Annotated in this window: 21 protein-coding genes, 1 tRNA gene and 1 pseudogene; 7 read left to right on the top strand and 16 right to left on the bottom strand. The window is 50.5% G+C overall.

The features are described 5' to 3' along the window. The 4 genes from Q9O24_03135 (at position 1) to Q9O24_03120 (ending at position 3,908) form a co-directional block, all read left to right on the top strand. Complete coding sequence (locus Q9O24_03135; GenBank protein MDQ7074146.1) at positions 1-2,382, top strand: ATP-binding protein; 2,382 nt, start codon at positions 1-3, stop codon at positions 2,380-2,382. After that, positions 2,360-3,214, top strand: coding sequence for a response regulator (locus tag Q9O24_03130; GenBank protein ID MDQ7074145.1), 855 nt, complete (start codon positions 2,360-2,362; stop codon positions 3,212-3,214). Before Q9O24_03135 ends, Q9O24_03130 begins: the two co-directional genes overlap by 23 nt. Positions 3,215-3,278: 64 nt before the next feature. Next, entirely contained in the window at positions 3,279-3,617 is a 339-nt protein-coding gene (locus Q9O24_03125; protein ID MDQ7074144.1) for a metalloregulator ArsR/SmtB family transcription factor, read from the top strand. Between the two features lie 18 nt (positions 3,618-3,635). Beyond that, entirely contained in the window at positions 3,636-3,908 is a 273-nt protein-coding gene (locus Q9O24_03120) for a cupin domain-containing protein (GenBank protein ID MDQ7074143.1), read from the top strand. An 8-nt stretch (positions 3,909-3,916) separates the two neighbouring features. Here the strand turns inward: Q9O24_03120 and Q9O24_03115 are convergent, their stop codons facing one another. Further along, the gene (locus tag Q9O24_03115) at positions 3,917-4,609 is read right to left on the bottom strand and encodes a DUF481 domain-containing protein (GenBank protein MDQ7074142.1); all 693 of its coding nucleotides are present in this window, start codon (positions 4,607-4,609) and stop codon (positions 3,917-3,919) included. Positions 4,610-4,808: 199 nt separating this feature from the next. Between Q9O24_03115 and Q9O24_03110 the strand changes: the two genes are divergently transcribed. Next, a complete protein-coding gene (locus tag Q9O24_03110; protein MDQ7074141.1) occupies positions 4,809-5,306 on the top strand; it encodes a hypothetical protein in 498 nt (165 codons plus the stop codon). Position 5,307: 1 nt separating this feature from the next. Here the strand turns inward: Q9O24_03110 and Q9O24_03105 are convergent, their stop codons facing one another. Then, positions 5,308-5,601, bottom strand: a complete 294-nt coding sequence (locus tag Q9O24_03105) for a hypothetical protein (protein ID MDQ7074140.1) — start codon at positions 5,599-5,601, stop codon at positions 5,308-5,310. 43 nt (positions 5,602-5,644) lie between these two features. Then, positions 5,645-5,824, bottom strand: coding sequence for a hypothetical protein (locus Q9O24_03100; protein MDQ7074139.1), 180 nt, complete (start codon positions 5,822-5,824; stop codon positions 5,645-5,647). Positions 5,825-6,029: 205 nt separating this feature from the next. On the opposite strand from Q9O24_03100, the gene Q9O24_03095 reads away from it, so the two are divergent. Both Q9O24_03095 and Q9O24_03090 read left to right on the top strand, forming a co-directional pair. After that, positions 6,030-6,908, top strand: coding sequence for a DUF4743 domain-containing protein (locus Q9O24_03095; GenBank protein ID MDQ7074138.1), 879 nt, complete (start codon positions 6,030-6,032; stop codon positions 6,906-6,908). Further along, positions 6,905-7,768 (top strand): SDR family oxidoreductase, encoded by an 864-nt coding sequence (locus Q9O24_03090; GenBank protein MDQ7074137.1) that lies wholly within the window; start codon positions 6,905-6,907, stop codon positions 7,766-7,768. The genes Q9O24_03095 and Q9O24_03090 overlap by 4 nt, the downstream gene beginning before the upstream one ends. Here Q9O24_03090 and Q9O24_03085 read toward each other — a convergent pair. The 13 genes and pseudogenes from Q9O24_03085 to parE form a co-directional block, all read right to left on the bottom strand. After that, on the bottom strand, positions 7,761-8,186 hold the full coding sequence (locus Q9O24_03085) for a DUF4399 domain-containing protein (protein ID MDQ7074136.1): 426 nt from the start codon (positions 8,184-8,186) through the stop codon (positions 7,761-7,763). The two genes, Q9O24_03090 and Q9O24_03085, sit on opposite strands and share 8 nt — an antisense overlap. Before the next feature lie 86 nt (positions 8,187-8,272). Continuing rightward, entirely contained in the window at positions 8,273-8,755 is a 483-nt protein-coding gene (tadA, locus tag Q9O24_03080; GenBank protein ID MDQ7074135.1) for a tRNA adenosine(34) deaminase TadA, read from the bottom strand. A gap of 19 nt (positions 8,756-8,774) precedes the next feature. Further along, complete coding sequence (locus tag Q9O24_03075; GenBank protein MDQ7074134.1) at positions 8,775-9,638, bottom strand: hypothetical protein; 864 nt, start codon at positions 9,636-9,638, stop codon at positions 8,775-8,777. A gap of 62 nt (positions 9,639-9,700) precedes the next feature. Then, a complete protein-coding gene (gene pnp / locus Q9O24_03070) occupies positions 9,701-11,782 on the bottom strand; it encodes a polyribonucleotide nucleotidyltransferase (GenBank protein MDQ7074133.1) in 2,082 nt (693 codons plus the stop codon). A 31-nt stretch (positions 11,783-11,813) separates the two neighbouring features. Next, a complete protein-coding gene (rpsO, locus tag Q9O24_03065; protein ID MDQ7074132.1) occupies positions 11,814-12,086 on the bottom strand; it encodes a 30S ribosomal protein S15 in 273 nt (90 codons plus the stop codon). A gap of 49 nt (positions 12,087-12,135) precedes the next feature. Beyond that, positions 12,136-13,053 (bottom strand): tRNA pseudouridine(55) synthase TruB, encoded by a 918-nt coding sequence (gene truB / locus Q9O24_03060; protein ID MDQ7074131.1) that lies wholly within the window; start codon positions 13,051-13,053, stop codon positions 12,136-12,138. An 86-nt stretch (positions 13,054-13,139) separates the two neighbouring features. After that, positions 13,140-13,526, bottom strand: coding sequence for a 30S ribosome-binding factor RbfA (gene rbfA, locus Q9O24_03055; protein ID MDQ7074130.1), 387 nt, complete (start codon positions 13,524-13,526; stop codon positions 13,140-13,142). A gap of 28 nt (positions 13,527-13,554) precedes the next feature. After that, positions 13,555-16,112 (bottom strand): annotated as a pseudogene (gene infB, locus Q9O24_03050) (translation initiation factor IF-2). A 22-nt stretch (positions 16,113-16,134) separates the two neighbouring features. Further along, the gene (gene nusA, locus Q9O24_03045; GenBank protein ID MDQ7074129.1) at positions 16,135-17,649 is read right to left on the bottom strand and encodes a transcription termination factor NusA; all 1,515 of its coding nucleotides are present in this window, start codon (positions 17,647-17,649) and stop codon (positions 16,135-16,137) included. Positions 17,650-17,702: 53 nt separating this feature from the next. Then, positions 17,703-18,164 (bottom strand): ribosome maturation factor RimP, encoded by a 462-nt coding sequence (gene rimP, locus Q9O24_03040; protein MDQ7074128.1) that lies wholly within the window; start codon positions 18,162-18,164, stop codon positions 17,703-17,705. Positions 18,165-18,238: 74 nt separating this feature from the next. Beyond that, a tRNA-Met gene (locus Q9O24_03035) sits at positions 18,239-18,315 on the bottom strand. Positions 18,316-18,466: 151 nt separating this feature from the next. Then, on the bottom strand, positions 18,467-19,393 hold the full coding sequence (locus Q9O24_03030) for an HAD family hydrolase (GenBank protein MDQ7074127.1): 927 nt from the start codon (positions 19,391-19,393) through the stop codon (positions 18,467-18,469). 224 nt (positions 19,394-19,617) lie between these two features. Continuing rightward, complete coding sequence (parE, locus tag Q9O24_03025) at positions 19,618-21,507, bottom strand: DNA topoisomerase IV subunit B (protein ID MDQ7074126.1); 1,890 nt, start codon at positions 21,505-21,507, stop codon at positions 19,618-19,620. Positions 21,508-21,552 lie beyond the last annotated feature (45 nt).

Genomic DNA, 21,552 nt, shown 5'->3' with positions numbered 1-21,552 from the left:
ATGAAACTTCGCAGCCAAATTCTTATTTTTCTGCTTTTTTTTGGCACCGCGCCTCTGCTGGTTGCCATCAGCATCAATGCCCCGCTGATGTTCAACCAGCTGGAGATGCTCTATCACAAAGCCTATCTGCAAAGTTTGCGCGATGACTTTCGTGATGTGGAACAGCACCTCGCCACCCGTCACGAAATGGTGCGCCTGCTGACCAAATTTCCTGAACCCGGCATCCAGCTCAAACACACGCCGCCGCCTAAGGGTTTTCAAATTGATCTGGAAAAAGAGCGCATTCGTTACACCGACTGGCTGAATCACATCCTCAAAGATCAACAAGACATCACCCAAGTGCTGTTTTTAGATCCAATGGCCGCCATCCAATTTTGTCTGGAACGCGACCCGCAAACCCTTAATTTTTCTGCTTGCCAGCAAACAAGCACACCGGTAAACACCCGCCTGTTTCACACCAGCCTCAACAGCCCCGCAGGTGTGGTGCTGGTCGGAGCGATTCGGTTTAACCCCGCAGCAGGGCGCGTTAACCCACGTCATTTTATGAACCTCAGCCTAATTAGCCCAATCTCAACGGACACCAATACACCCCATCTGGGAGCGGTGGTTGTGCATCTGGACATTGGCGGACTGGCCAAAGCCTACCAAGACACCTACTGGGTTTATAACAACGGCAGCTACCTAAAATACGGCGAAGCGGTCAACGATAACGCTCAGGCCTTCACAGATTATCCTGGCCTAAAAGAACTGTTTGCCAAGGGCACCTTCGCCCTCTGGAAACAAGCAGATCAAGCTCAAGTGATCTGGGTACCGCTGTTTGCTACGGAAAAAAACGGCTCACTGTGGGTTGGCAGGCGCGTTGATCCCTCGCCGATGGAGACTTTTAGCAATCGACTCGAAAACCGCACCCTGCTGGTGATGGCCATTCTATTTGTGCTGGTGTTACTGATCGCCCACTGGATCGCCAAGCGCCTCTCCACCTTTGGCCGTGAACTGCTTATGGGCATCAGCCAAGTCCTCAAAGGCGATGGCGAAGTCCGCTTTCACTGGTCTGGCCCACAAGAAGTCAAACAACTGAGCGACGAACTGAGCCAACTGTCTAAAAGCCACAGCCAACACAGCCAAAAGCTGCGTCATCACGCCAAAGAGCTGGAAGAATCGAACCGTTATAAATCGGAATTTTTAGCCAATGTCAGTCACGAACTGCGCACCCCACTGAACTCCATCTTGCTGCTCTCCAAGTTGCTCAGCCAACAGGACACATTAAATGCGGAAAACCGCCAACAAGCCCAAGTGATTCACAACGCCGGTTCAGACCTGAAATCACTGATCGACAATATTTTGGATCTGTCACAAATCGAAGCCCGCAAGTGCAACATTCATCTGGAACCCGTTAACCTCACCCCCCTGCTGCACGAATTGCTGGAGCTGCTGCAACCTCAGTTTGCGGCTAAACACCTCAGCCTCAGCCTGCATATTGAGCCGCTGGCACAGACGCAGATCACCAGCGACCGTGAAAAATTGCGCCAAATCATTAAAAACTTCCTCTCCAATGCGGTCAAATTCACCCAACAGGGCGGCGTTGAGATTCGGCTACAGAACAACCCAGCTGAAAACCAGCACTCACACCCGATCCAGATCAGCGTTCACGACAGCGGCATTGGCATTGCAAAAGAGAAGCAGCAGTTGATCTTTGAGGCCTTTCGGCAAGCCGACGGCTCCACCAACCGTCGTTTTGGTGGCACTGGGCTGGGGCTCAGCATCAGCCGCGAATTGGCACATCTGCTTGGAGCCGAGATACACTTAGAGAGCCAAGCCAATCACGGCTCAACCTTCAGCCTCCATTTGCCGCTGGAGGTCGATACAGACCGAATTGATGAGCAGCACGTTATTATTACCCATCAAGAAAACGCCGCCTCTCCTGCTCCACACGCAAGCCACTCAATCGCACCGCCTCTGCTGGAAGCGAACTTCAAACAACAACGCCTGCTGCTGGTGGAAAACGATTTAAACGTCCTACTCAGCTTAACGCCGCTGTTGGAGAGCTGGAATCTGCACGTCACCGCTGCCGGTGATGGCCAAGAAGCCTTAGAAACCCTACAAGATGAACCCGATTTTGATTTGGTCTTATTGGATATGCGAATGCCAGAGATGGATGGCTTTGCAACACTGGAGAACCTACGCCAACAGACGCGCTTCCAGAAACTGACCGTTATTTCTCTCATTGAGCGTGATCAAAACACAGATCAAATACGCTGTTTGGCTATCGGAGCCACAGACAGCCTAAACAAACCACTTGAGCATCCCGCCCTATTGAAAACCCTAAACCAATACCTCTCACCCTCCCTTGGAGAGTCCCATGACGCGCTACAACGGCTTTAAAGTACTGATTGTCGATGACAATCCCAACAACCTCTTCAGCTTGCAGAGCCTGCTCAACAGCCAAATGGATCTGGAGATTTTACAGGCCGACAGCGGTAAAAAAGCCATTGAGCTGGCGCTCAGCATCAGTAACATCGACCTAATTATTCTTGATGTGCAGATGCCCGAGATGGACGGTTTTGAAACCGCTTCGATGTTGAAGATTCGCAAAAAAACCCGCGACATTCCGATTATCTTCCTCACCGCTGCGTTTAAAAGCGATGAGTTTCAGAAAAAAGGCTACGCACTGGGAGCTGCCGACTACCTACTCAAACCCATTGATGACCACCAACTGCTGAATAAAATCAGCACCTACTTTCGCCTCATCGAAAAAGAGCGAGAACTAAACCAGCGGCTGGAAGAGCAGGTCGCACAGCGCACCGCCGAGCTGAAACAGGCCAATAATTATCTGCAGAGTATTTTACAAACGATGGGTGAAGCACTGTTGATTCTCGACCCCGAGGGCAAAATAAAATCCGTCAACCCCGCCGCCTGCCAGATGCTCGGTTACACAGAAAAAGAGTTGGTTAGCATGGCCATTGGCGATGTCTTTGAAGAAGAGGATCAGGTTCAGGCCAAAGCCTTTATGGGCATCTGGCTGGAAGCGCTGATTCGTACCGGCGCGATTCGAGACATCGAAGCGCGTTTTATCGCCCAAGACAACAGCCGCGTACCGATTCTCTTCTCGCGCACGGCGCTACACAATGAACACCAAGAGATCAGTGACATCATCTGCATTGCGAAAAACATGAGCGGTTACAGCCGTCTCACAAACCCAGAAGCAGTGACTTAATGAAACTCTCTGCCCAATCCAGTACAGTGCTCACTGATGGATTCACCTGCCACGGAGCTTTAGCATGACGACCCCCAATTTGCCCAACGAACCGGAAGAAGATACCGAGCTGACCGCCAACGCCCTCAAAGCGATGGCTCATCCGCTGCGCTGGAAAATCATCTGTTCCTTGGGCGGCACCGAATTGTCGGTGCGTGAAATCATGGAAAAAGTCGGCACCACGCAGAGCAATATCTCCCAACACCTGGATCAGCTGCGCAATAAAAACATTCTGGTCTCACGCAAAGAAGCCAACCGAATCTATTACCGCATCCGTAACGATCAAATCCTCACCCTGATCAACACCATGCGTGGCGTGCTCTGCCCCGCCAATCTGGACGACTGGAACAGCCCCACTCGCTAACAACAAGGTATTTTTTCAATGCACATCTTATTTGAACGCAACCCCGCCCCTGGCAAACTGGAAGTCTGGGGTGTTTATGACTGGCCGCTGTGGAACAAGGGCATCTCAGAATTTGAGTGGCTCTACAAAGTAGACGAAGCCTGTTATCTGCTTGATGGCCACATCATCGTCACCCCAAAAGACGGCGAGCCAATGGAGTTTTTTGCCGGTGACTACATCACCTTTCCCGCCGGATTAGCCTGCCATTGGCAAATTTTAGAAGAGGTCAACAAACACTATCGCCTCGGCTAAAAACCCCATCACAATCGGTAGAGCAGTGACACGGCGGTAATCGTATCGGTCTTCTCACTGCCCACCGGCACCTGTGAATTGTGGGTTGCGGTCAGAGAAAATTTTGCCGCTAAATTCTGGCTCATATTGACCGCCAACGCCGTCACCGATTGGGTTTGCACCAACGCTTGTCCCGACTCCAGCAACAGCTCTTCACTCAAACTGACCTGCTTATTCAACGGGTAACTGAATAACAACCCACCCCGCAAAATCGCCTCGCTTGAAACCAAAGCAGTCACGCTGTCACTGGAACGCTTGTTACCCAAACCGATGGAGAGATCCAATAATTTCCCTTCGCTGTCCCAAAAACGTCGCCCCAAACCCAGTGTTAACGAGGTTTGATAATCGTAACCACTGAAACGATCATCTTCGTAACGAAACGCCAAAAATGCGTAATTACGCTTGAACTTATAATCGGATTTCAGCGCGGCCACATAACGCTCCGCCGTCACCACCGCTTCGTTTGAGGCTTTCAAACTCTGCAAACCAAGGCTGTTACGCCACTGTTCACTGTCGTGTTTTAGATCAATACGGCCATTCCAACTCTGGGTTTCACTGTTGCCTGATGTCAAAGTAACACCCAACTCACCCTCACCTTGCCAGCCCTCGGCCTGCAATGAACTCGATAAAACCAACAGAAACAAAAACATCTTTTTATCCATAAAAAACTCATTCACTCATATTTAATCTAAAAAAATGATATTAGCAGATTCTAATGGCCAAAAAATTCCCATTAAAAGAACTTTTTCTGATATTTTTTCACTTATCTCAAATTAACTCAGCTTAATCTCCACCCCACCAAATGAATTTGTTACATTTACGAGGACAAACGTAACGATGAAATGCAACGGCTCACTGACAATGAAACAACAACGACGCGAATATCAAGCTCTGTTCAAACGCAAATTTCACCATGTCTCAGGAGAAATGGAGGAGTTGCGCAGAAAGGCAACGGAAACACAGGGTGTGATTTTTCGCTCTCATCGTTACGACAGTGAAGAACTACTGAGCAGCAGACAGTACCAAAAAATCCGTGCCATTACCGAAAAAGTCGGCGATGACGTCAAACATTGGCATCAAAATGGGAATTTTTCTCAGGAAGGTCTTGATGTTTTTCAGATTAAACGCAAACGGGTGTATCACGAGCTGCAACAGCTGGAAACTCGTCTACTCAAACGCCCAGAAACGTGGTGGGAACAAAGTCGTCCAGCGCTCATCAACGGCAGCGACAAAATTGCCAGCTGCATTCCAAAACCACTGCGCAATCTGTTTCCCAAACGTTCCCTGCAAAAACTGTTAATCAATGTACGCAGCACCGCAAAACGCTTCTCGGAAAAAGCCAATAAAGAGAGCTCATAATTCACCGCTTTTCTTGGCGCTGTTTATAACGCGCGTAACCCAAACGATACGCTCGAATGCCTTGTCGATAACGATCAATCATCGCCGCATACTCTGACGACTGCATTACACCTTCTTGGCGCGCCAACTCCAGCGACTCACGTTTTGTCTCCAAGGCTCGCCGGTACATCTCCAAAGAGACCAAATAACGACTGGCTGACGCTTCCAATTCCGTAGTAGTGGGTACCGCTGGCCAGGCGGTAGCTCGAATTTTTTGCAATGAAACCACCTTATCCTGCGAAGGTTCTGTTTGCATAGACCCCGCTACAGCAGGTTTTTCTACCAAAAGAGAAACGACTTCAGTTGTAACAACTGGAGCGGGGGGGTGTTTCAGGACTGTTTTCTGGAATGGCCACAACATTCGGTTTTATACCGCTGTTAAACCCTTGTCGAGCATTTTGTGATGAGGTATCTGGCGAACAACTCTGCAATACAATAACCGCAAAACCGACCACAGTCGCAATCAATACACTCTTCATCAGTCCACTCCTTTTATGACTGTTTTCTTAAACCCTAAGACCACATTGTGGTGAATCATCCCCAAGAGTCAATGCAAAACACAGCTATTTAAGCCAACAAGGAAAACCTGAGCACGTCGTTCCATAATTAAGCCACAATCACAACTTGGCATCCTCCTCGCGGCACGCCACAATGAACTTTATTTTATTCACAGAGGTGCACAGAGTGAGTTACCTTGATCCCATTCAACGCTGCAACCGCCATCAAATAGATCGCTTTTTGGCCTTTTTTATCCAACAAACATTGGTGGGCTGGTTACGCCCTGAGTTTGCCCGCCGACTCCTAGATCAATGGCCAAACTGGTTTCAGCAAGAGCGCAGCGGCATTCACCTCAACCACCAACTCAACACCTTTGCAAAACGAAGCTCAGCACTGCAAGAAGTCACACAGGCCCTGCACCAGCAAGAACTGATTCACAATCTGCACGGCGAACTCTACCCCATTACGGCCAACGAGCGCTCACAGGCACTCTGCCAACTGGATCGTTCTGCCGCACCCTACTTTGGCATTCGTGCTTTTGGCCAACACCTCAACGGTTACGTCAAACAGCACGGGGAGATCAAACTTTGGCTTGGCAGACGCGCACTGGATCGCTGGCACGCACCCGGAAAGCTGGATAACATGGTCGCCGGTGGTCTGCCCATCAACATCAGCCTAGAAGACAATTTGGCCAAAGAGTGCGCTGAAGAAGCCACCCTAAGCCGTGAATTAGCACAGCAAGCCCAATCCGTCGGTGCCATCAGTTATTGTCGCGAAAGCAAAGAAGGCCTCAAACAAGATCTACTCTACTGCTACGATCTGGAATTACCCACTGATTTTACTCCCCACGGCAGTGACGGTGAAACGGAGTCGTTTCAACTCTACGGTCTTGATGAGATTGCCGACATCGTGCAAAACAGCGACGAGTTCAAACTCAACTGCAACTTGGTCATTATCGACTTTCTGATTCGAGTCGGTTACATCAAACCCGATCATCCCGATTATCTGACCATTATCAATGGCCTGCATCACCCCTTTCCTAAAGTGAGTCATCCAGAAGCATGAACAAAGTCCTCATCGTTGGTTACGGCTATCTGGGGCGTTATTTAGCCAAGGCTGAAATACAGGTAGGCAAGCAGATTGAAGCTCTCTGCCGTTCTAAATTTGAACATCCACAGATTGTCTCTGTGACCGCCAACCTAGACGACACAGACAGCCTCACCGAATTAGAAGTAGAGCAAAAAATCGTCTATTACTGCGCCCCCCCTCCCAGTCAAGGCCAGCATGATCCACGCATACATAACTTTCTCACTGCCATCGGCAAACAGAGACCAAAAAGGGTCGTGTTAATCAGTACCACCGGAGTCTACGGTAACTGCAATGGAGAGTGGATCAATGAGACTCGCCCCTCCAACCCACAAGCGGATCGCGCCCATCGACGTTGGTCGGCGGAACAAAGATTAATGCAATGGGGAGAAACAAACGGGGTAAAGATTGTCGTCTTAAGAGTGCCAGGAATCTACGGCACAGGAAAATTACCGCGTAAACGGCTGCTCAGCGGCCAACCGGTTTTGGCACCGGAAGCCTCACCTTACAGCAACCGAATCCAAATTGAAGACCTGACCCAAGCCTGCGTGGCAGCGGCACATCACCCCGAACCAAAACCACTTTATAATGTTGCCGATGGCCACCCCAGCACCATGAGCGACTACTTTTTCCAAGTTGCCGATGCGCTGCAATTGCCCCGACCGAAGGTCATCACTAAAGAAGAGATGGAGAGCCAATTAAGTCTAGGAATGCGCTCCTATCTGGCCGAATCAAAACGGATCGACAACCGACTGTTACGGGAGCACCTCGGCGTTGAACTAAAGTACCCCAGCCTAAAAGAAGGACTGACAGCCTGCTTAGAAAGCCCGGTTATTTAACCGTCACGGTAATTTTCTTCGACACCACCGCTGGGCTGTGTGGCACATGAAAACGATCTCCCAACACCAGCTGCAAGGTATGCATGCCTTTGCTCAACGTGATCATTGTTTCAGTCTGACCACCACCAAAATGCTTCACCTCGCCACCCATCGGTTTATCAAATGCAGGCAGCATTTTACCGTCCACCAACAGATGATGATGGCCGGTGTTCTTTTTCTCCACTCCAGCAGGAGCAACGCCCATTCCCTTCAGACCAAATTTCACCGTCATCTCAGAAGAGACCACGGCTCCATCAACAGGTGAGATAATGTAGAGCATCGCACCTGCAGGAGAAGCAGAACGCATCATATCCCCCGCTTGAACGCTCACCGCAAACAGAGAAACAACACACCCTAACAACGCAATAACGTACTTCATTTTTTAGCTTCCTTTTTATTCAAAAAATGCGAATAGAACTTTTATCTTAACCGGCAACAATTGCTGCGACAAGAGTCAAACCTCAATTAAAACCCATACTTTTTTACCCGTTTTTTCTCCGCTCGTCGTTGCCGAAAAAAATGGCTTAAAAGACCACTGCAAGCCACAGACAAAATACCCGAGGTCACCTCAATGCGATGATTGTGTTTTGGCGAGCAGAGCAGATCAAAAGCCGAACCCGCCGCACCGGTTTTATGATCAAAAGCAGCAAACACCACCCGCTGCAAACGCGCATGTACCATCGCCCCAACACACATCAGACACGGCTCCAAGGTCACATACACAGTGCAATCCAGCAGACGGTAATTCTTCAGTCTCTGCGCTGCCAAACGCAGCGCCATAATCTCCGCATGAGCACAAGGATCCGATGTTGTAATGGGACGGTTCCAGCCTTCAGCAATCACCACACCCTCTTTAACCAACAGCGCCCCCACCGGCACCTCGCCTAAAGCGGCGGCTTTTTTAGCCAAATTAAGCGCCTGCGACATATAAAAGTAGTCATCGTCCATAATAAATCCAACCTGCACCTTACTGCTCTTCCACCCACATTTTTTTACTGCTCCAGCTGCGGTGCCGACGAACAAAAGCCAACGCCTCAGATTCCTCATAAAAGCCCCGGATCATCAACCGCTGCCACTCTTCACCGCTGAAATAGGCCATCTCACGTTCAACAGGATAACCTTGCTGCTGCAAACGCAACAGCAACCGCTCCCCACCTCTGCCACGAAACTGACCCAAATACGCCACCCAAGAGCCTCCCTTAATCAGCAAACCTTGATCCTTCACCGTATTGACCTCTTGCAACCGTGTTTTCATACGCGCCTTGGAGAGGTAGCGAAACTGCCCTTGTGCCGCATCGGCCAACCACTCATAACAGTGTCGTGGGCGATTCAAAATAAAGCCACTGGCAGGACTTTTTTCCACCATGAGCATTCCCTTGACCCGACACGTGCGCCAACTGTTGATGGTGCGTTTTAACCACACTTCTGTGCCCTGTGGCACTGACAAGGTGGGGCGACCCTGAGAAAACAGCCGATACACTGCCGAATCACGGTGTTTCTGCTTCACTTTCAGACGCACCACACCACTGAGCAAGGTCAAGTCATGTGCTTGAAATAACAACCGACTATCACTGCCCAGTTTTAGCAGCACGCCCTCCTCCAAGACCAGACGCACCCGCCCACCGAGACCGGTTTCGATCACATCATCCGCTTTTAAGAGCACCCCAGGCTTCAGCGGATGGCGCTCACCGCCTGATTGCAACCAAGCCGGAGAGACCAAGACTTGTACTGTGGCCGCCGCAAGGGAGCCGTGCCATAACAGAAAACAGACAAAAAAAGAGTTGCTTATCGAACGATTGAATAACACCGCAACACCATCCAATTGATTCAAAAAACCCACAAAAAAAGGGAGCTTAAAGCTCCCTCTTTAAACATCCAACCCAAGGTTTAAACTTAACCCGCATTAACCGCCTTCATACTCAAACGAATGCGACCCTGCTTATCAATTTCGAGCACCTTCACCTTGACCATTTCACCTTCCTTAAGTTCATCACTGACGTTCTGAACCCGCTCATCGGAGATTTGTGAAATGTGTACCAGACCGTCTTTACCCGGCAAAATATTCACAAAGGCACCAAAGTCCATAATCTTGGACACTTTGCCTTCGTAAATACTGCCCACTTCCACATCGGCGGTAATCTGCTCAATGCGACGTTTGGCTTCTTCACCGGCCTTGCGATCTGCGGAAGCGATTTTAATCAAACCGTCATCACCGATCTCAATGTTAGCGCCGGTCTCTTCGGTCAAGGCTCGAATCACTGAACCGCCTTTACCGATCACCGAAGAGATCTTCTCAGGATCAATTTTAACCGTAATGAAACGCGGCGCAAATTCCGACATGTCTTGACGTGCAGAGGTCAATTCACCGCTCATCGCCTCCAAGATAAACAGACGACCTTCTTTCGCTTGAGTCAATGCAATCTGCATGATTTCACGAGTGATGCCGCCGATTTTGATGTCCATCTGCAGAGCGGTCACACCGTCTTTAGAACCGGCCACCTTAAAGTCCATATCACCTAAGTGATCTTCATCACCGATGATGTCGCTCAAAATCGCAAAGGATTCACCCTCTTTGATCAAACCCATAGCAATACCGGCGACAGGTGCTTTTAACGGCACACCGGCATCCATCATCGACAGGCTGGAACCACAGACACTGGCCATTGAACTGGAACCGTTAGACTCGGTGATTTCAGAGACCACCCGCAAGGTGTAGGGGAAATCTTCTTCGTTCGGCATCACCGCCTGCACACCGCGTTTGGCCAGCCGACCGTGACCGATCTCACGTCGCCCTGGAGAGCCAACCCGACCGGTTTCCGCTACAGAATAGGGAGGGAAATTGTAGTGAAAAATAAAGTTTTCACGCCGTTCGCCTTCCAATGCATCAATGATCTGCGCATCACGACCGGTACCCAAGGTGGTAACCACCAAGGCTTGGGTTTCACCGCGAGTAAACAAGGCTGAGCCATGAGTACGCGCCAAGACACCGGTACGCACCGAAATCGGACGTACCGTAACCAAATCACGGCCATCAATGCGTTTTTCACCAGCCAACACACGACTACGGACAAGGGTTTTTTCCAATGCGCTAAACGCAGCGGAAACCTCATCGCTGCTCCAACCGTCGTCAGAAGCAACGGTGGCAACCGCCAAATTACGCGCCGCTTTAACCAGATCCTGACGTTGCAGTTTTTCTGCCACCGCGTAAGCCGCAGCCAAATCACTTTCACAGGCTGCCGCAACGGCTTGTGCCAATGCCACATCTGCTTCAGGTGCCTGCCACTCTTGCACGGGTTTGTTCACTTCCGCTGCCAGTTCGCTAATCGCTTTGATCGCCACTTGCAGCTGTTCGTGACCGTACATCACCGCATCCAACATCACCTCTTCCGAGAGCAAATTGGCTTCCGACTCCACCATCAAGACCGCTTTGTCGGTACCCGCAACCACCAGATCCAGATCTGACTCTTCCAGCTCAGAAAAAGTCGGATTCAGCGAAAATTGGCCGTTTTTATAACCGACCCGCGCCGCGCCTACAGGACCATCAAAGGGCAAGCCAGAAATGGCCAGCGCCGCCGAAGCACCAATGATAGAGAGGACATCGGGGTTGATGCCTTCATCAGCGGACATCACCGTGGCGATGATCTGCACTTCATTGGTGTAGCCTTTTGGAAACAACGGACGCAGCGGACGATCAATCAAACGACAAACCAGAGTTTCGGTCTCAGTGGAGCGACCTTCACGCTTAAAAAAACCACCTGGAATACGACCCGCAGCGTAAGCACGCTCTTGGTAATTCACCGTCATGGGGAAAAAGTCACGCCCTGGGGCACTCTCTTTTTGCCCCACAACCGTCACCAGCACCTCGGTGTCCAGCATTTTTACCAACACGGCACCCGACGCTTGACGGGCAATTTCACCGGTCTCTAAAGTGACTTCATGGTCACCAAACTGAAACTTTTTACTGTAGGCAGTCACGATAATTTCCTTGCAATGAGAGAGCGGTTAATTAACGACGCAGACCAAGACCTTTGATCAGATCCTGATAACGGCTGACGTTTTTGCCTTTCAGGTAATCCAATAATTTACGACGTTGGTTGACCATCCGCAGCAGACCACGACGTGAATGGTGATCGTGTTTGTGATCGGCAAAATGGTCACTCAAACGCACGATCTGTGCGGTCAGCAGTGCCACTTGCACTTCTGGGGAACCGGTATCACCTTCCGCTTGTTGGTACTCTTTAACAACGGCGGCTTTCTCTTCAGCATTTAAACAAGACATCAAATAACTCCTAAAAATAGACGGCAACAGACAAAATCAACCACGCTGCTTACACAACGATCAGGCGTTTGGGTGCAACTTTGCCATCTTCATCGACGCACCCCATGCCTATAAACTGCTCTCCATTTTGATAGAGACGCAACAACCCCTGAGTCGGTGCATTGGACACCTGCACCGCTTGACCCATTTTCAGGTAATACGCCATATCATCGTTGAGAGAGACCGACGGCCAAGCAACGAGCGCCGTGTCCACCGCGTGCAAACACTGATCTAAGGCCGCAAAACCGCCTTGCTCCGCTGTCTGTTGCAGAGTCTCCAGTGTCACCATCGGCATTTCTTCATACGGTGTCACTGCGGTACGCCGCAGCATCACCACATGGCCACCACACTTCAGGTCGCGGCCAATGTCTTCTACTAACGTTCTTACATACGTGCCTTTGGAGCAGCGTACTTTCAACTCCAAACGGTCATCTATAAAACTCACCAGCTCTAAGTCGTAAATCGTGATTCGACGGGACTTACGTTCTACTATAATGCCTTGGCGAGCCAACTTATAAAGCGGTTGACCTTCGTGTTTAATGGCCGAAAACATCGGCGGCACTTGATCAATCTCACCCAGATAAGACTCCACCACTTCACGTACCCGCTCAAGGGTCAATTCAGCAGTAGAAAAGGTATCAAGAACCTCCCCCTCTGAATCACCCGTAGTGGTGTTCTCACCCAATTTAGCAATCAGGTGATATTCCTTATTCGCATCCAACAGAAAGGCCGACACCTTAGTCCCTTCACCAAAACAGAGCGGCAACATGCCGGTAGCCAAAGGGTCAAGGCTACCCGTATGACCGGCTTTATTGGCACCAAACAACTGCTTCACCTTCTGCAACACTTTATTGGAGGTGATGCCTTGCGGTTTATCCAGCAAAATAATGCCGTTAACCGCACGACCTTTGTCTCTTCTACGTGCCATAGTTTAAAAACGCCAAACCCCCAGACTCACCGCAGGGGCAAAAAAGGGGGTCATTATAACGATCCTATCGAGATCTACAATTTTAATCAGTCGTTGGAGTTGGAGTCATTGCCGTTGGGATGATCATCACGAACCGCTTTTTCAATCAAAGCCGCCAATTCAGCGCCTTTCTCAGCAGAATCATCGTAGCGAAAACGCAAAATTGGCACGGCGCGCAGCTTTAAGCGTGCCGCCAACTGTTTGCGCATAAAACCACTGGCGCTGTTCAAGCCCTTCAACGCTTCTTGACGGTCGTCATCCCCCATCACGGTGACAAAGATCGTCGCCACAGAGAGATCTCGACTCACCTCCACCTCGGAAACGGTCAACATGTCACTGATGCGCGGATCTTTCAACTCAAAGCGCAGCAGTTGCGACAGTTCGCGCTGAATCTGATCGGCAACCCGAAAGCTGCGTGGGTAATCATTGGCCATAAAAAAAGGCTCCTAAATACGCCCCCAATTAAAGGGTGCGTGCCACCTCTTTACGTTCAAAGACTTCGATCTGATCACCTGGGCGCACATCACTGTAGTTTTTCACTCCGATACCACATTCAGTACCCATGCGAACCTCTTCCACATTGTCTTTAAAGCGACGCAGGGATTCCAGCTCACCTTCGTAAATCACCACGTTGTCACGCAGGACACGAATCGGTTCCGCACGGCGCACCGCACCGTCAATCACCATGCAACCGGCAATGTCACCAAACTTAGGCGAACTAAACACATCTTTCACTTCAGCCAAACCGATAATGCGCTCTTGAATTTCAGGAGCCAGCAGGCCAGACGCCACACCGCGTACTTGATCAATGACTTCGTAGATGATGCTGTAGTAGTACGGTTCCACCTCACGTTCGGAGATCAAACGACGGGCGGTAGCATCGGCACGGACATTAAAACCGATCAAAATGGCTTTCGAAGAGACGCTCAACTGAACATCTGATTCGTTGATCCCACCGACACCGCCACCAATAACCCGCACACTGACTTCATCAGTGGAAATTTTCTCCAGCGAGTCGCGCAGTGCTTCGTAGCTGCCCTGCACATCACACTTGACCACTAAGTTCAGAACCTGCAACTCACCGTCTTTAATCTGTGCAAAGACATCTTCCAGCTTGGCTGGTTTACGTGCAGCAAGGCGAACATCACGGTATTTACCTTGACGATAAAGCGCCACTTCACGCGCTTTACGCTCGTCTTTGGTGACCATCATTTCGCCACCGGCCTCCGGTGTACCAGAAAGCCCCAAAACCACCACCGGAATAGAAGGACCTGCGGATTCAATCGGCAGACCATCTTCATCAAACAGCGCTCGCACCCGACCGTATTCCGTACCGGCCAACAGAGTGTCACCCTTTTTAAGCAGACCTGACTGCACCAAAATGGTAGCAACCGGACCGCGACCTTTATCTAAGCTCGCTTCCACCACCACACCGGTGGCACTGCCTTTTTCATAAGCCGTTAATTCAAGGAATTCCGCTTGCAAAATCAACGCATCCAGCAAATCCTCAATGCCTTCACCGGTTTTGGCCGAGACATTAACAAACATCACATCGCCACCCCAATCTTCGGGAATGACGTTGTGGTTACCGAGCTCGTTTTTGACTCGCTCGGGATCGGCATCCGGTTTATCAATTTTATTGATTGCCACCACCAACGGCACCTCAGCTGCTTTTGCATGCTGAATCGCTTCGATGGTTTGTGGCATTACACCGTCATCGGCGGCAACAACCAAGACAACAATATCGGTGCTCTTGGCACCACGAGCACGCATGGCGGTAAAGGCCGCATGTCCTGGCGTATCAAGGAAGGTGACCATGCCTTTATCGGTTTCAACGTGGTACGCACCCACATGTTGAGTAATGCCACCAGCTTCAGCGGAAGCCACTTTAGAGGTACGAATGTAATCCAGTAAAGACGTTTTACCGTGATCAACATGACCCATCACAGTCACAACCGGTGGACGGGTGACCAACTCACCCCGATCCTCATCGCTGTTGGCCAATGAATTTTCCATCGCATCACCAGAAGAGAGGATGACGTTATGCCCCATCTCTTCCACTACCAAGGTGGCAGTCTCTTGATCAATGACTTGATTAATGGTGGCCATAACCCCCATCTTCATCATCTCTTTGATCACTTCGGTGGCTTTCACCGACATGATATTGGCCAAGTCTGAAACGGTAATCGTTTCACCCAATTTAACATCACGAACCACGGCTTCAACAGGCTTCTCAAAACGATGCCGCGTCTCTGTCGTCACCGGTGCCGCACGACCACGACCTTTGCCTTTTTTATTGCGTTTGCCACCACGACCACTGGCCACATGCAATTCGTTACGACCGTAACGGGTATTGCTGCCTGAGGACTTAGCGCCTTTGTTATTTTGCCCAGCAGCGGGACGTTTATTACGTGCATCTACTTTTGCTGGTGCTTTTGCTGGTCAGCTTTCGGTTTTGGCTTAGCCTTCGCTGCTTCAGCCTTTGATTTCGCATCTGCTTCGGCTTTTTTCGCCTCAGCTTCTGCTTTAACAAGCGCCTGCTCAGCGGCCAATTTCGCGTCAGCTTCAGCTTTAACACGCGCTTCTTCTTCAACTTTAAGGCGTTCAGCCTCTTGAAAACGCTGTTCTTCTTTCTCTTTCTCTAGCTGCTCTTGGCGCAGACGCTCTTCTTCTAACGCCTGCTTCTTCGCCTCTTCATCAGCAACGTTAGTCCGTTTGACGTAAGTGCGTTTGGAACGAACTTCGATATTGACGGTTTTTTTACCACGCGCGGCACCGGAGTCCACCTTAAGTGTACTCATGCGTTTACGGCGCAGAGTAATCTTACTCGGCGCGCCATCGGCGGCTTCCTCTTTGCCGTGCGAGCTGCGCAGCGAATCCAGCAGCTGCATTTTTTCTTTATTGCTAACCAGATCATCCGCTTTCTGTTTTACAATACCGGCTTCATTGAGCTGTTCTATTAAACGCTCGACCGGGGTGCCAACAACCTCAGCCAGCTGCTTTACGGTTACGTCCGTCATGAGCAAAATCTCCCGGTCGATCTCAATCGACGCTCTTATCTTGTTGTGTGTCTTCCGCAAACCACGGTTCACGCGCTTTCATAATTAATTCAGCTGCTCGCTCTTCATCCATTTCATCCACTGCCATAATTTCATCAATGGACTGCTCAGCTAAATCTTCCATACTCACCACACCCAAACCCGCTAGGGCATAAGCTGTGTCTTGATCCATACCTTCCATTGCCAGAAGATCCTCAGCGGGTTTATCACCCTCCAATTTCTCCTCCGTTGCAATGGCTTTGATCAACAAGGCATCACGAGCACGATTTCGTAACTCAGACACCGTATCTTCATCAAACTCTTCAATATCCAGTAACTCCTGAGTCGGCACATAAGCCACCTCTTCGACGCTGCTGAACCCTTCCTGAACCAGAATCAGAGCCACCTCTTCATCCACATCCAGCTGCGCGACAAACAGCTTTAGAGTCTCACGAGCTTCATTCTCGTTTTTCTCATCCACCTGCGCTTCATCCATGACGTTCAGCGACCAACCGGTCAACTCACTGGCCAAACGCACATTTTGGCCGTTACGCCCAATGGCCAAAGAGAGCTTTTCACCCTCAACAGCAATGTCCATCGAATGTTTGTCCTCATCCACCACAATGGAGAGGACTTCAGCCGGAGACATGGCATTAATGACAAACTGCGCTGGATTTTCGTCCCAGAGGATAATATCAACCCGCTCGCCTGACAACTCATTCGAGACCGTCTGTACCCGCGAACCCCGCATACCCACACAGGCTCCCACAGGATCAAGGCGCGGATCATTAGAACGCACCGCGATCTTGGCGCGTGCGCCAGGATCACGCGCTGCGCCCATGATTTCGATCATCTCTTGACCCACCTCTGGCACTTCTAATTTAAACAGCGCCTGCAAAAACTCAGGTGAGGTGCGACTGACAAACAGTTGCGGGCCTCGGCTTTCGGTGCGTACTTCCTTAAGGTAGCCGCGCAAACGATCCCCAGGGCGTACCGCCTCACGAGGAATCAGCTCATCACGCGCCACAAAAGCTTCGACATTATTACCCAAATCCAGATAAACGCCGTTACGATCAACGCGCTTGACCACGCCCATCAGCAACTCACCAACACGATCAAGATAGGCATCCACCACGCGCGCCCGTTCCGCTTCACGTACTTTTTGTACAATCACTTGGCGGGCGGTTTGTGCCGCAATGCGACCAAACTTAACCGACTCAACCTCATCTTCAGAGAACTCACCAAGCTGAATATCAGGCGCATCCATCTGCGCAACGGTGAGACAGATCTGGCGCGTGGGATGCTCTTGTTTCTCATCATCCTCAAGCACTTCCCAGCGACGATAAGTGGTGTAAGCCCCACTTTCCCGATCAATCGCTACTCGTACATCAATGTCCGCACTGTAATTTTTTCGCGTAGCAGAGGCCAAAGCCGCTTCCAACGCCTGGAATATTATTTCCTTATCAACGCCCTTTTCATTAGAAACGGCATCAACAACCAAGAGGATCTCTTTATTCATAACCGACACGTCTCCACAAGAGTCCAGAAAATTGTGCTTTCAAAAACGTACACTCACCCAAAACGGGGAACCAAACGAGCTTCATCCACATCGTCAAGCGCCAATTGATAGTCAAGGCCGTCCACTTCAATCAGCAGTGTCTCATCTGTCACTTCAATCAACAGACCTTTAAATTTCTTCCGACCCTCAGCGCTCGGCACCTGTAAACGCAAACGAACCTCTTGGCCAACAAAACGCTGGTAATCAGAGACCTTAAAAATGGGTCGATCTGTACCAGGGGAAGAGACCTCCAAAGTGTAGGCATCCACAATGGGTTCTTCCACCTCCAACACCGCGCCCAACTGACGGCTGACCGTGGCGCAATCTTCTACGCCAATGCCCTCGGGACGATCTATGTAAACACGCAACAAATTGCCGTCATGGCGACGTAGATATTCACTGCCCACGTGCTCATAACCTAGGCCTTCTACGACGGGATTAACACAATCCCAAATATTTGCTGGCGCTTTACGCATGTTGGCTAAAAATACCTTTTATTGTCATCTACAAAAAAGGCCCCTTACTCAGGAGCCTTGTTTGATACTGCATTTGGTAGCGGGGGCAGGATTCGAACCTACGACCTTCGGGTTATGAGCCCGACGAGCTGCCAGACTGCTCCACCCCGCATCTGGAAGGCGCATTGTACGGACGAAAATTAACATTGGCAAGTAAAAAATATATTTTATTCCGATGTACTGCCAATCGGCTTTTTGAGTCAAAACCAAGTCCCAATTTGTATCTACATAATGGAGCTCATAACGGCTAAGTATTCTGTCATTCACTCCGACAGATGTTGCGGCGCATCACCCACCTTTTCACCCAAGACCCGTTCACGGCCCTTGACCATCCGTGAGGCGATCTCCTCCAGCGCGTTTTGCAACCACATGCAGGTTTGTGAGCCTTGACGATAATCCGCCTCACCAAACGAGTTCACTCTACCCTGCTGCTGCAATGCGTTCACCTGCTTGAACTGCGCCTCGGAACCTTTGGCGTAGACGGCAAAGGTTTTACCGCCGTGAGAATTCAACAGCGAAAACACCGGCACATCACTGGGACCGTCGGCAATGTAGATCATATTTTGAAACGGAATACGCCGATCTTCGGCGTTCATCTGGCCGTTCACATCAATCTCTGGATGTTTGTTACTGCCTTTATTAATCTCAAACAACGCCCGGGTTTTGCTGGTATTGTCCAACACATAACCCAACTGACAGACCACCGAATCGGCGGCCATTCCCTCCAGTAATTCGCAGCCCCACACACCGTCCACAAAGGGTGCAATCTCACTGCCAACGATCATCTGGCGCAAACCGCTGCTGACAATGTAATGTTCTAAGGTGATTTCATGGCGCTGATACTCAGCACATTGCATCAAACGCTGCTGTAAGTTTTTGAACACGTCTGGCAATCCAGGGAAAAAATTCAGTCGTTCACCGAGTTTTTTCAGTTTGCGATTGTTCAAACCGGCAAAGGTACCCGCGCGCGCGTAGGAGAGAATGTGGTTTAGATAAACAATCTCACTGGAGATCATCTGCACCCCGCGTTTTTTATACTCCTCTGGCAGAGCTGCCACCTCCGCCCAAAAACGTTTTTTATCCACGCCGTACTCATCAAACAGCGGCTCCTGCATGTAGCCAGAGATCAAGGTTTTATCAAAATCCCAAACCATAGCGATGGTGTTTTGTGCAAACAGATGCTGACTCATAGCGTTACCTTTTTGTGCTTTCACACACGTTCATAACAACACCTTTCGTATCTCAGCAGGCAGATCTCTTGGCTCAGAAAAAAAATCATCGGGCAGTGGCCTCAAATGTAACAAGGCTGCCGCTAAACCTCCTCTTTTCGGACGTAGAACCACTTCCTCACCACGGTGAAAAATCTCCACCTTCCTCTCTTCAAGATGAAACGTTTTTAGCAAACTCATAATCCTTACCCCACATCCGCCAAATTGCCCTTCTCCTGCAACCAAGCACGACGATCCGAGGCGCGTTTTTTGCCCAACAGCATATCCAACATGGCATTGGTCTGATCACCCTCTTCAATGGTCAATTGCAACAGGCGACGGGTGTCGGGAGCCATTGAGGTCTCCCGCAACTGCAAGGGGTTCATCTCACCCAGACCTTTAAAACGGGTGATGCTGATTTTGCCCTTTTTCTTCTCCGCCGCAATGCGATCCAAAATGCCCCGCTGCTCTGCGTCATCCACGGCGTAAAACACCTCCTTGCCCACATCAATGCGATACAGCGGCGGCAATGCCACATGCACATGACCCGCCGCCACCAAAGAAGCAAAGTGGCGCACAAACAAGGCACACAACAGCGTCGCAATGTGCAGCCCATCGGAATCCGCATCGGCCAAAATACAGACCTTGCCGTAACGCAATTTGCTCAAATCAGGATTGCCTGGCTCCAAACCCAACGCCACGGCAATGTCATGCACCTCTTGCGAAGCCAACACCTGCTCCGAATCCACCTCCCACGTATTGAGAATTTTACCGCGCAGCGGCATCACCGCCTGGATCTCGCGATCTCGCGCCTGTTTTGCCGAACCACCTGCCGAATCGCCTTCCACCAAAAACAGCTCGCCGCGCTCCAGATCTTGAGTGGTGCAGTCCGCCAATTTACCTGGCAACGCCGGACCGCTGGTGATTCTTTTTCGCGCGATTTTTTTCCCTGCCTTGAGGCGACTTTGCGCATTGCTAATGGCCAACTGTGCCAACTCATCGCCCATACTTGGGTGCTGATTGAGCCAGAGCGCAAAGGCATCTTTGGCCACCCCAGAGACAAAAGCGGCACACTCACGAGAAGAGAGGCGCTCTTTGGTCTGCCCAGAAAACTGCGGCTCACGAATCTTCACCGACAAAATGTAACTGACTCGATCCCACACGTCATCGGGAGCCAATTTCACCCCACGAGGCAGCAATTTACGCAGCTCACAAAAACCGCGCATCGCCTCGGTCAAGCCGCTGCGCAAACCGTTAACGTGCGTACCACCCTGCACCGTCGGCACCAAGTTAACGTAACTCTCCGTCACCGCCTCGCCGCCCTCCGGCAACCAGCAGAGCGCCCACTCAACCCGTTCTGTTTCACCGCTCAAGCTGCCTAAAAACGGTTTTTCTGGCAACTGAGGCAACCCCTCTAAGGATTGCTCCAAATAATCCGACAAGCCGTCTTCGTAACACCACTCAAAAACATCGTCCTCTTTCTCCAGAATCAAACTCACCAACAGACCAGGGCAGAGCACCGCTTTGGCCTTCAGAAGATGTTTCAGACGGGAAACAGAAAACCTGACCGAATCAAAATAGCTCGCCTCCGGCCAAAAGCGCAGCCGTGTGCCGCTCTTCTTTTTCGCCACTTTACCGACGACACTCAGCTCTTCCGCCTTTTCGCCCTGCTCAAAAGCAATGTGATGCTCTTGGCCATCGCGTTTGATCCAGACATCCAGCCGTTTCGAGAGGGCATTGACCACCGACACCCCCACGCCGTGCAGGCCGCCGGAGAAGTTGTAGCTGTCATGAGAAAATTTACCGCCCGCGTGCAAGGTTGAGAGAATCACCTCCACCCCCGGCAGTTTTAGTTCAGGGTGCTGATCCACCGGCATCCCACGACCGTCATCCACCACCTGCAATGAACCGTCTTTAAACAGCGTCACTTCAATGCGGGTGGCAAAGTTACCCAACGCCTCATCGACGCTGTTGTCGATCACCTCTTGCCCCAAGTGGTTGGGGCGCACCGTATCGGTGTACATGCCCGGGCGTTTACGCACCGGATCAAGGCCGCTCAAAACCTCAATGGAAGCGGCATCGTACTGTTTTTTCATCGCAGCGTTACTCATGGGGTCAAAAAGGCGCTTAGTGTAGCGCAA

The sequence above is a fragment of the Gammaproteobacteria bacterium genome (assembly GCA_030949385.1).
Lineage (GTDB): Bacteria > Pseudomonadota > Gammaproteobacteria > JAUZRS01 > JAUZRS01 > JAUZRS01.
The sequence above is the reverse complement of the archived record's forward strand: the minus strand, read 5'-3'. Positions and strand labels throughout refer to the sequence as shown.

Bases quoted from the DNA above. Each gene is read 5' to 3' on its own strand.
- Q9O24_03135 (MDQ7074146.1), top strand. From the start codon at position 1: ATGAAACTTCGCAGCCAAATTCTTATTTTTCTGCTTTTTTTTGGCACC.
- Q9O24_03130 (MDQ7074145.1), top strand. From the start codon at position 2,360: ATGACGCGCTACAACGGCTTTAAAGTACTGATTGTCGATGACAATCCC.
- Q9O24_03125 (MDQ7074144.1), top strand. From the start codon at position 3,279: ATGACGACCCCCAATTTGCCCAACGAACCGGAAGAAGATACCGAGCTG.
- Q9O24_03120 (MDQ7074143.1), top strand. From the start codon at position 3,636: ATGCACATCTTATTTGAACGCAACCCCGCCCCTGGCAAACTGGAAGTC.
- Q9O24_03115 (MDQ7074142.1), bottom strand. From the start codon at position 4,609: ATGGATAAAAAGATGTTTTTGTTTCTGTTGGTTTTATCGAGTTCATTG.
- Q9O24_03110 (MDQ7074141.1), top strand. From the start codon at position 4,809: ATGAAACAACAACGACGCGAATATCAAGCTCTGTTCAAACGCAAATTT.
- Q9O24_03105 (MDQ7074140.1), bottom strand. From the start codon at position 5,601: ATGCAAACAGAACCTTCGCAGGATAAGGTGGTTTCATTGCAAAAAATT.
- Q9O24_03100 (MDQ7074139.1), bottom strand. From the start codon at position 5,824: ATGAAGAGTGTATTGATTGCGACTGTGGTCGGTTTTGCGGTTATTGTA.
- Q9O24_03090 (MDQ7074137.1), top strand. From the start codon at position 6,905: ATGAACAAAGTCCTCATCGTTGGTTACGGCTATCTGGGGCGTTATTTA.
- Q9O24_03085 (MDQ7074136.1), bottom strand. From the start codon at position 8,186: ATGAAGTACGTTATTGCGTTGTTAGGGTGTGTTGTTTCTCTGTTTGCG.
- tadA (MDQ7074135.1), bottom strand. From the start codon at position 8,755: ATGGACGATGACTACTTTTATATGTCGCAGGCGCTTAATTTGGCTAAA.
- rpsO (MDQ7074132.1), bottom strand. From the start codon at position 12,086: ATGTCTTGTTTAAATGCTGAAGAGAAAGCCGCCGTTGTTAAAGAGTAC.
- truB (MDQ7074131.1), bottom strand. From the start codon at position 13,053: ATGGCACGTAGAAGAGACAAAGGTCGTGCGGTTAACGGCATTATTTTG.
- rbfA (MDQ7074130.1), bottom strand. From the start codon at position 13,526: ATGGCCAATGATTACCCACGCAGCTTTCGGGTTGCCGATCAGATTCAG.
- nusA (MDQ7074129.1), bottom strand. From the start codon at position 17,649: ATGAATAAAGAGATCCTCTTGGTTGTTGATGCCGTTTCTAATGAAAAG.
- rimP (MDQ7074128.1), bottom strand. From the start codon at position 18,164: ATGCGTAAAGCGCCAGCAAATATTTGGGATTGTGTTAATCCCGTCGTA.
- Q9O24_03030 (MDQ7074127.1), bottom strand. From the start codon at position 19,393: ATGAGTCAGCATCTGTTTGCACAAAACACCATCGCTATGGTTTGGGAT.
- parE (MDQ7074126.1), bottom strand. From the start codon at position 21,507: ATGAAAAAACAGTACGATGCCGCTTCCATTGAGGTTTTGAGCGGCCTT.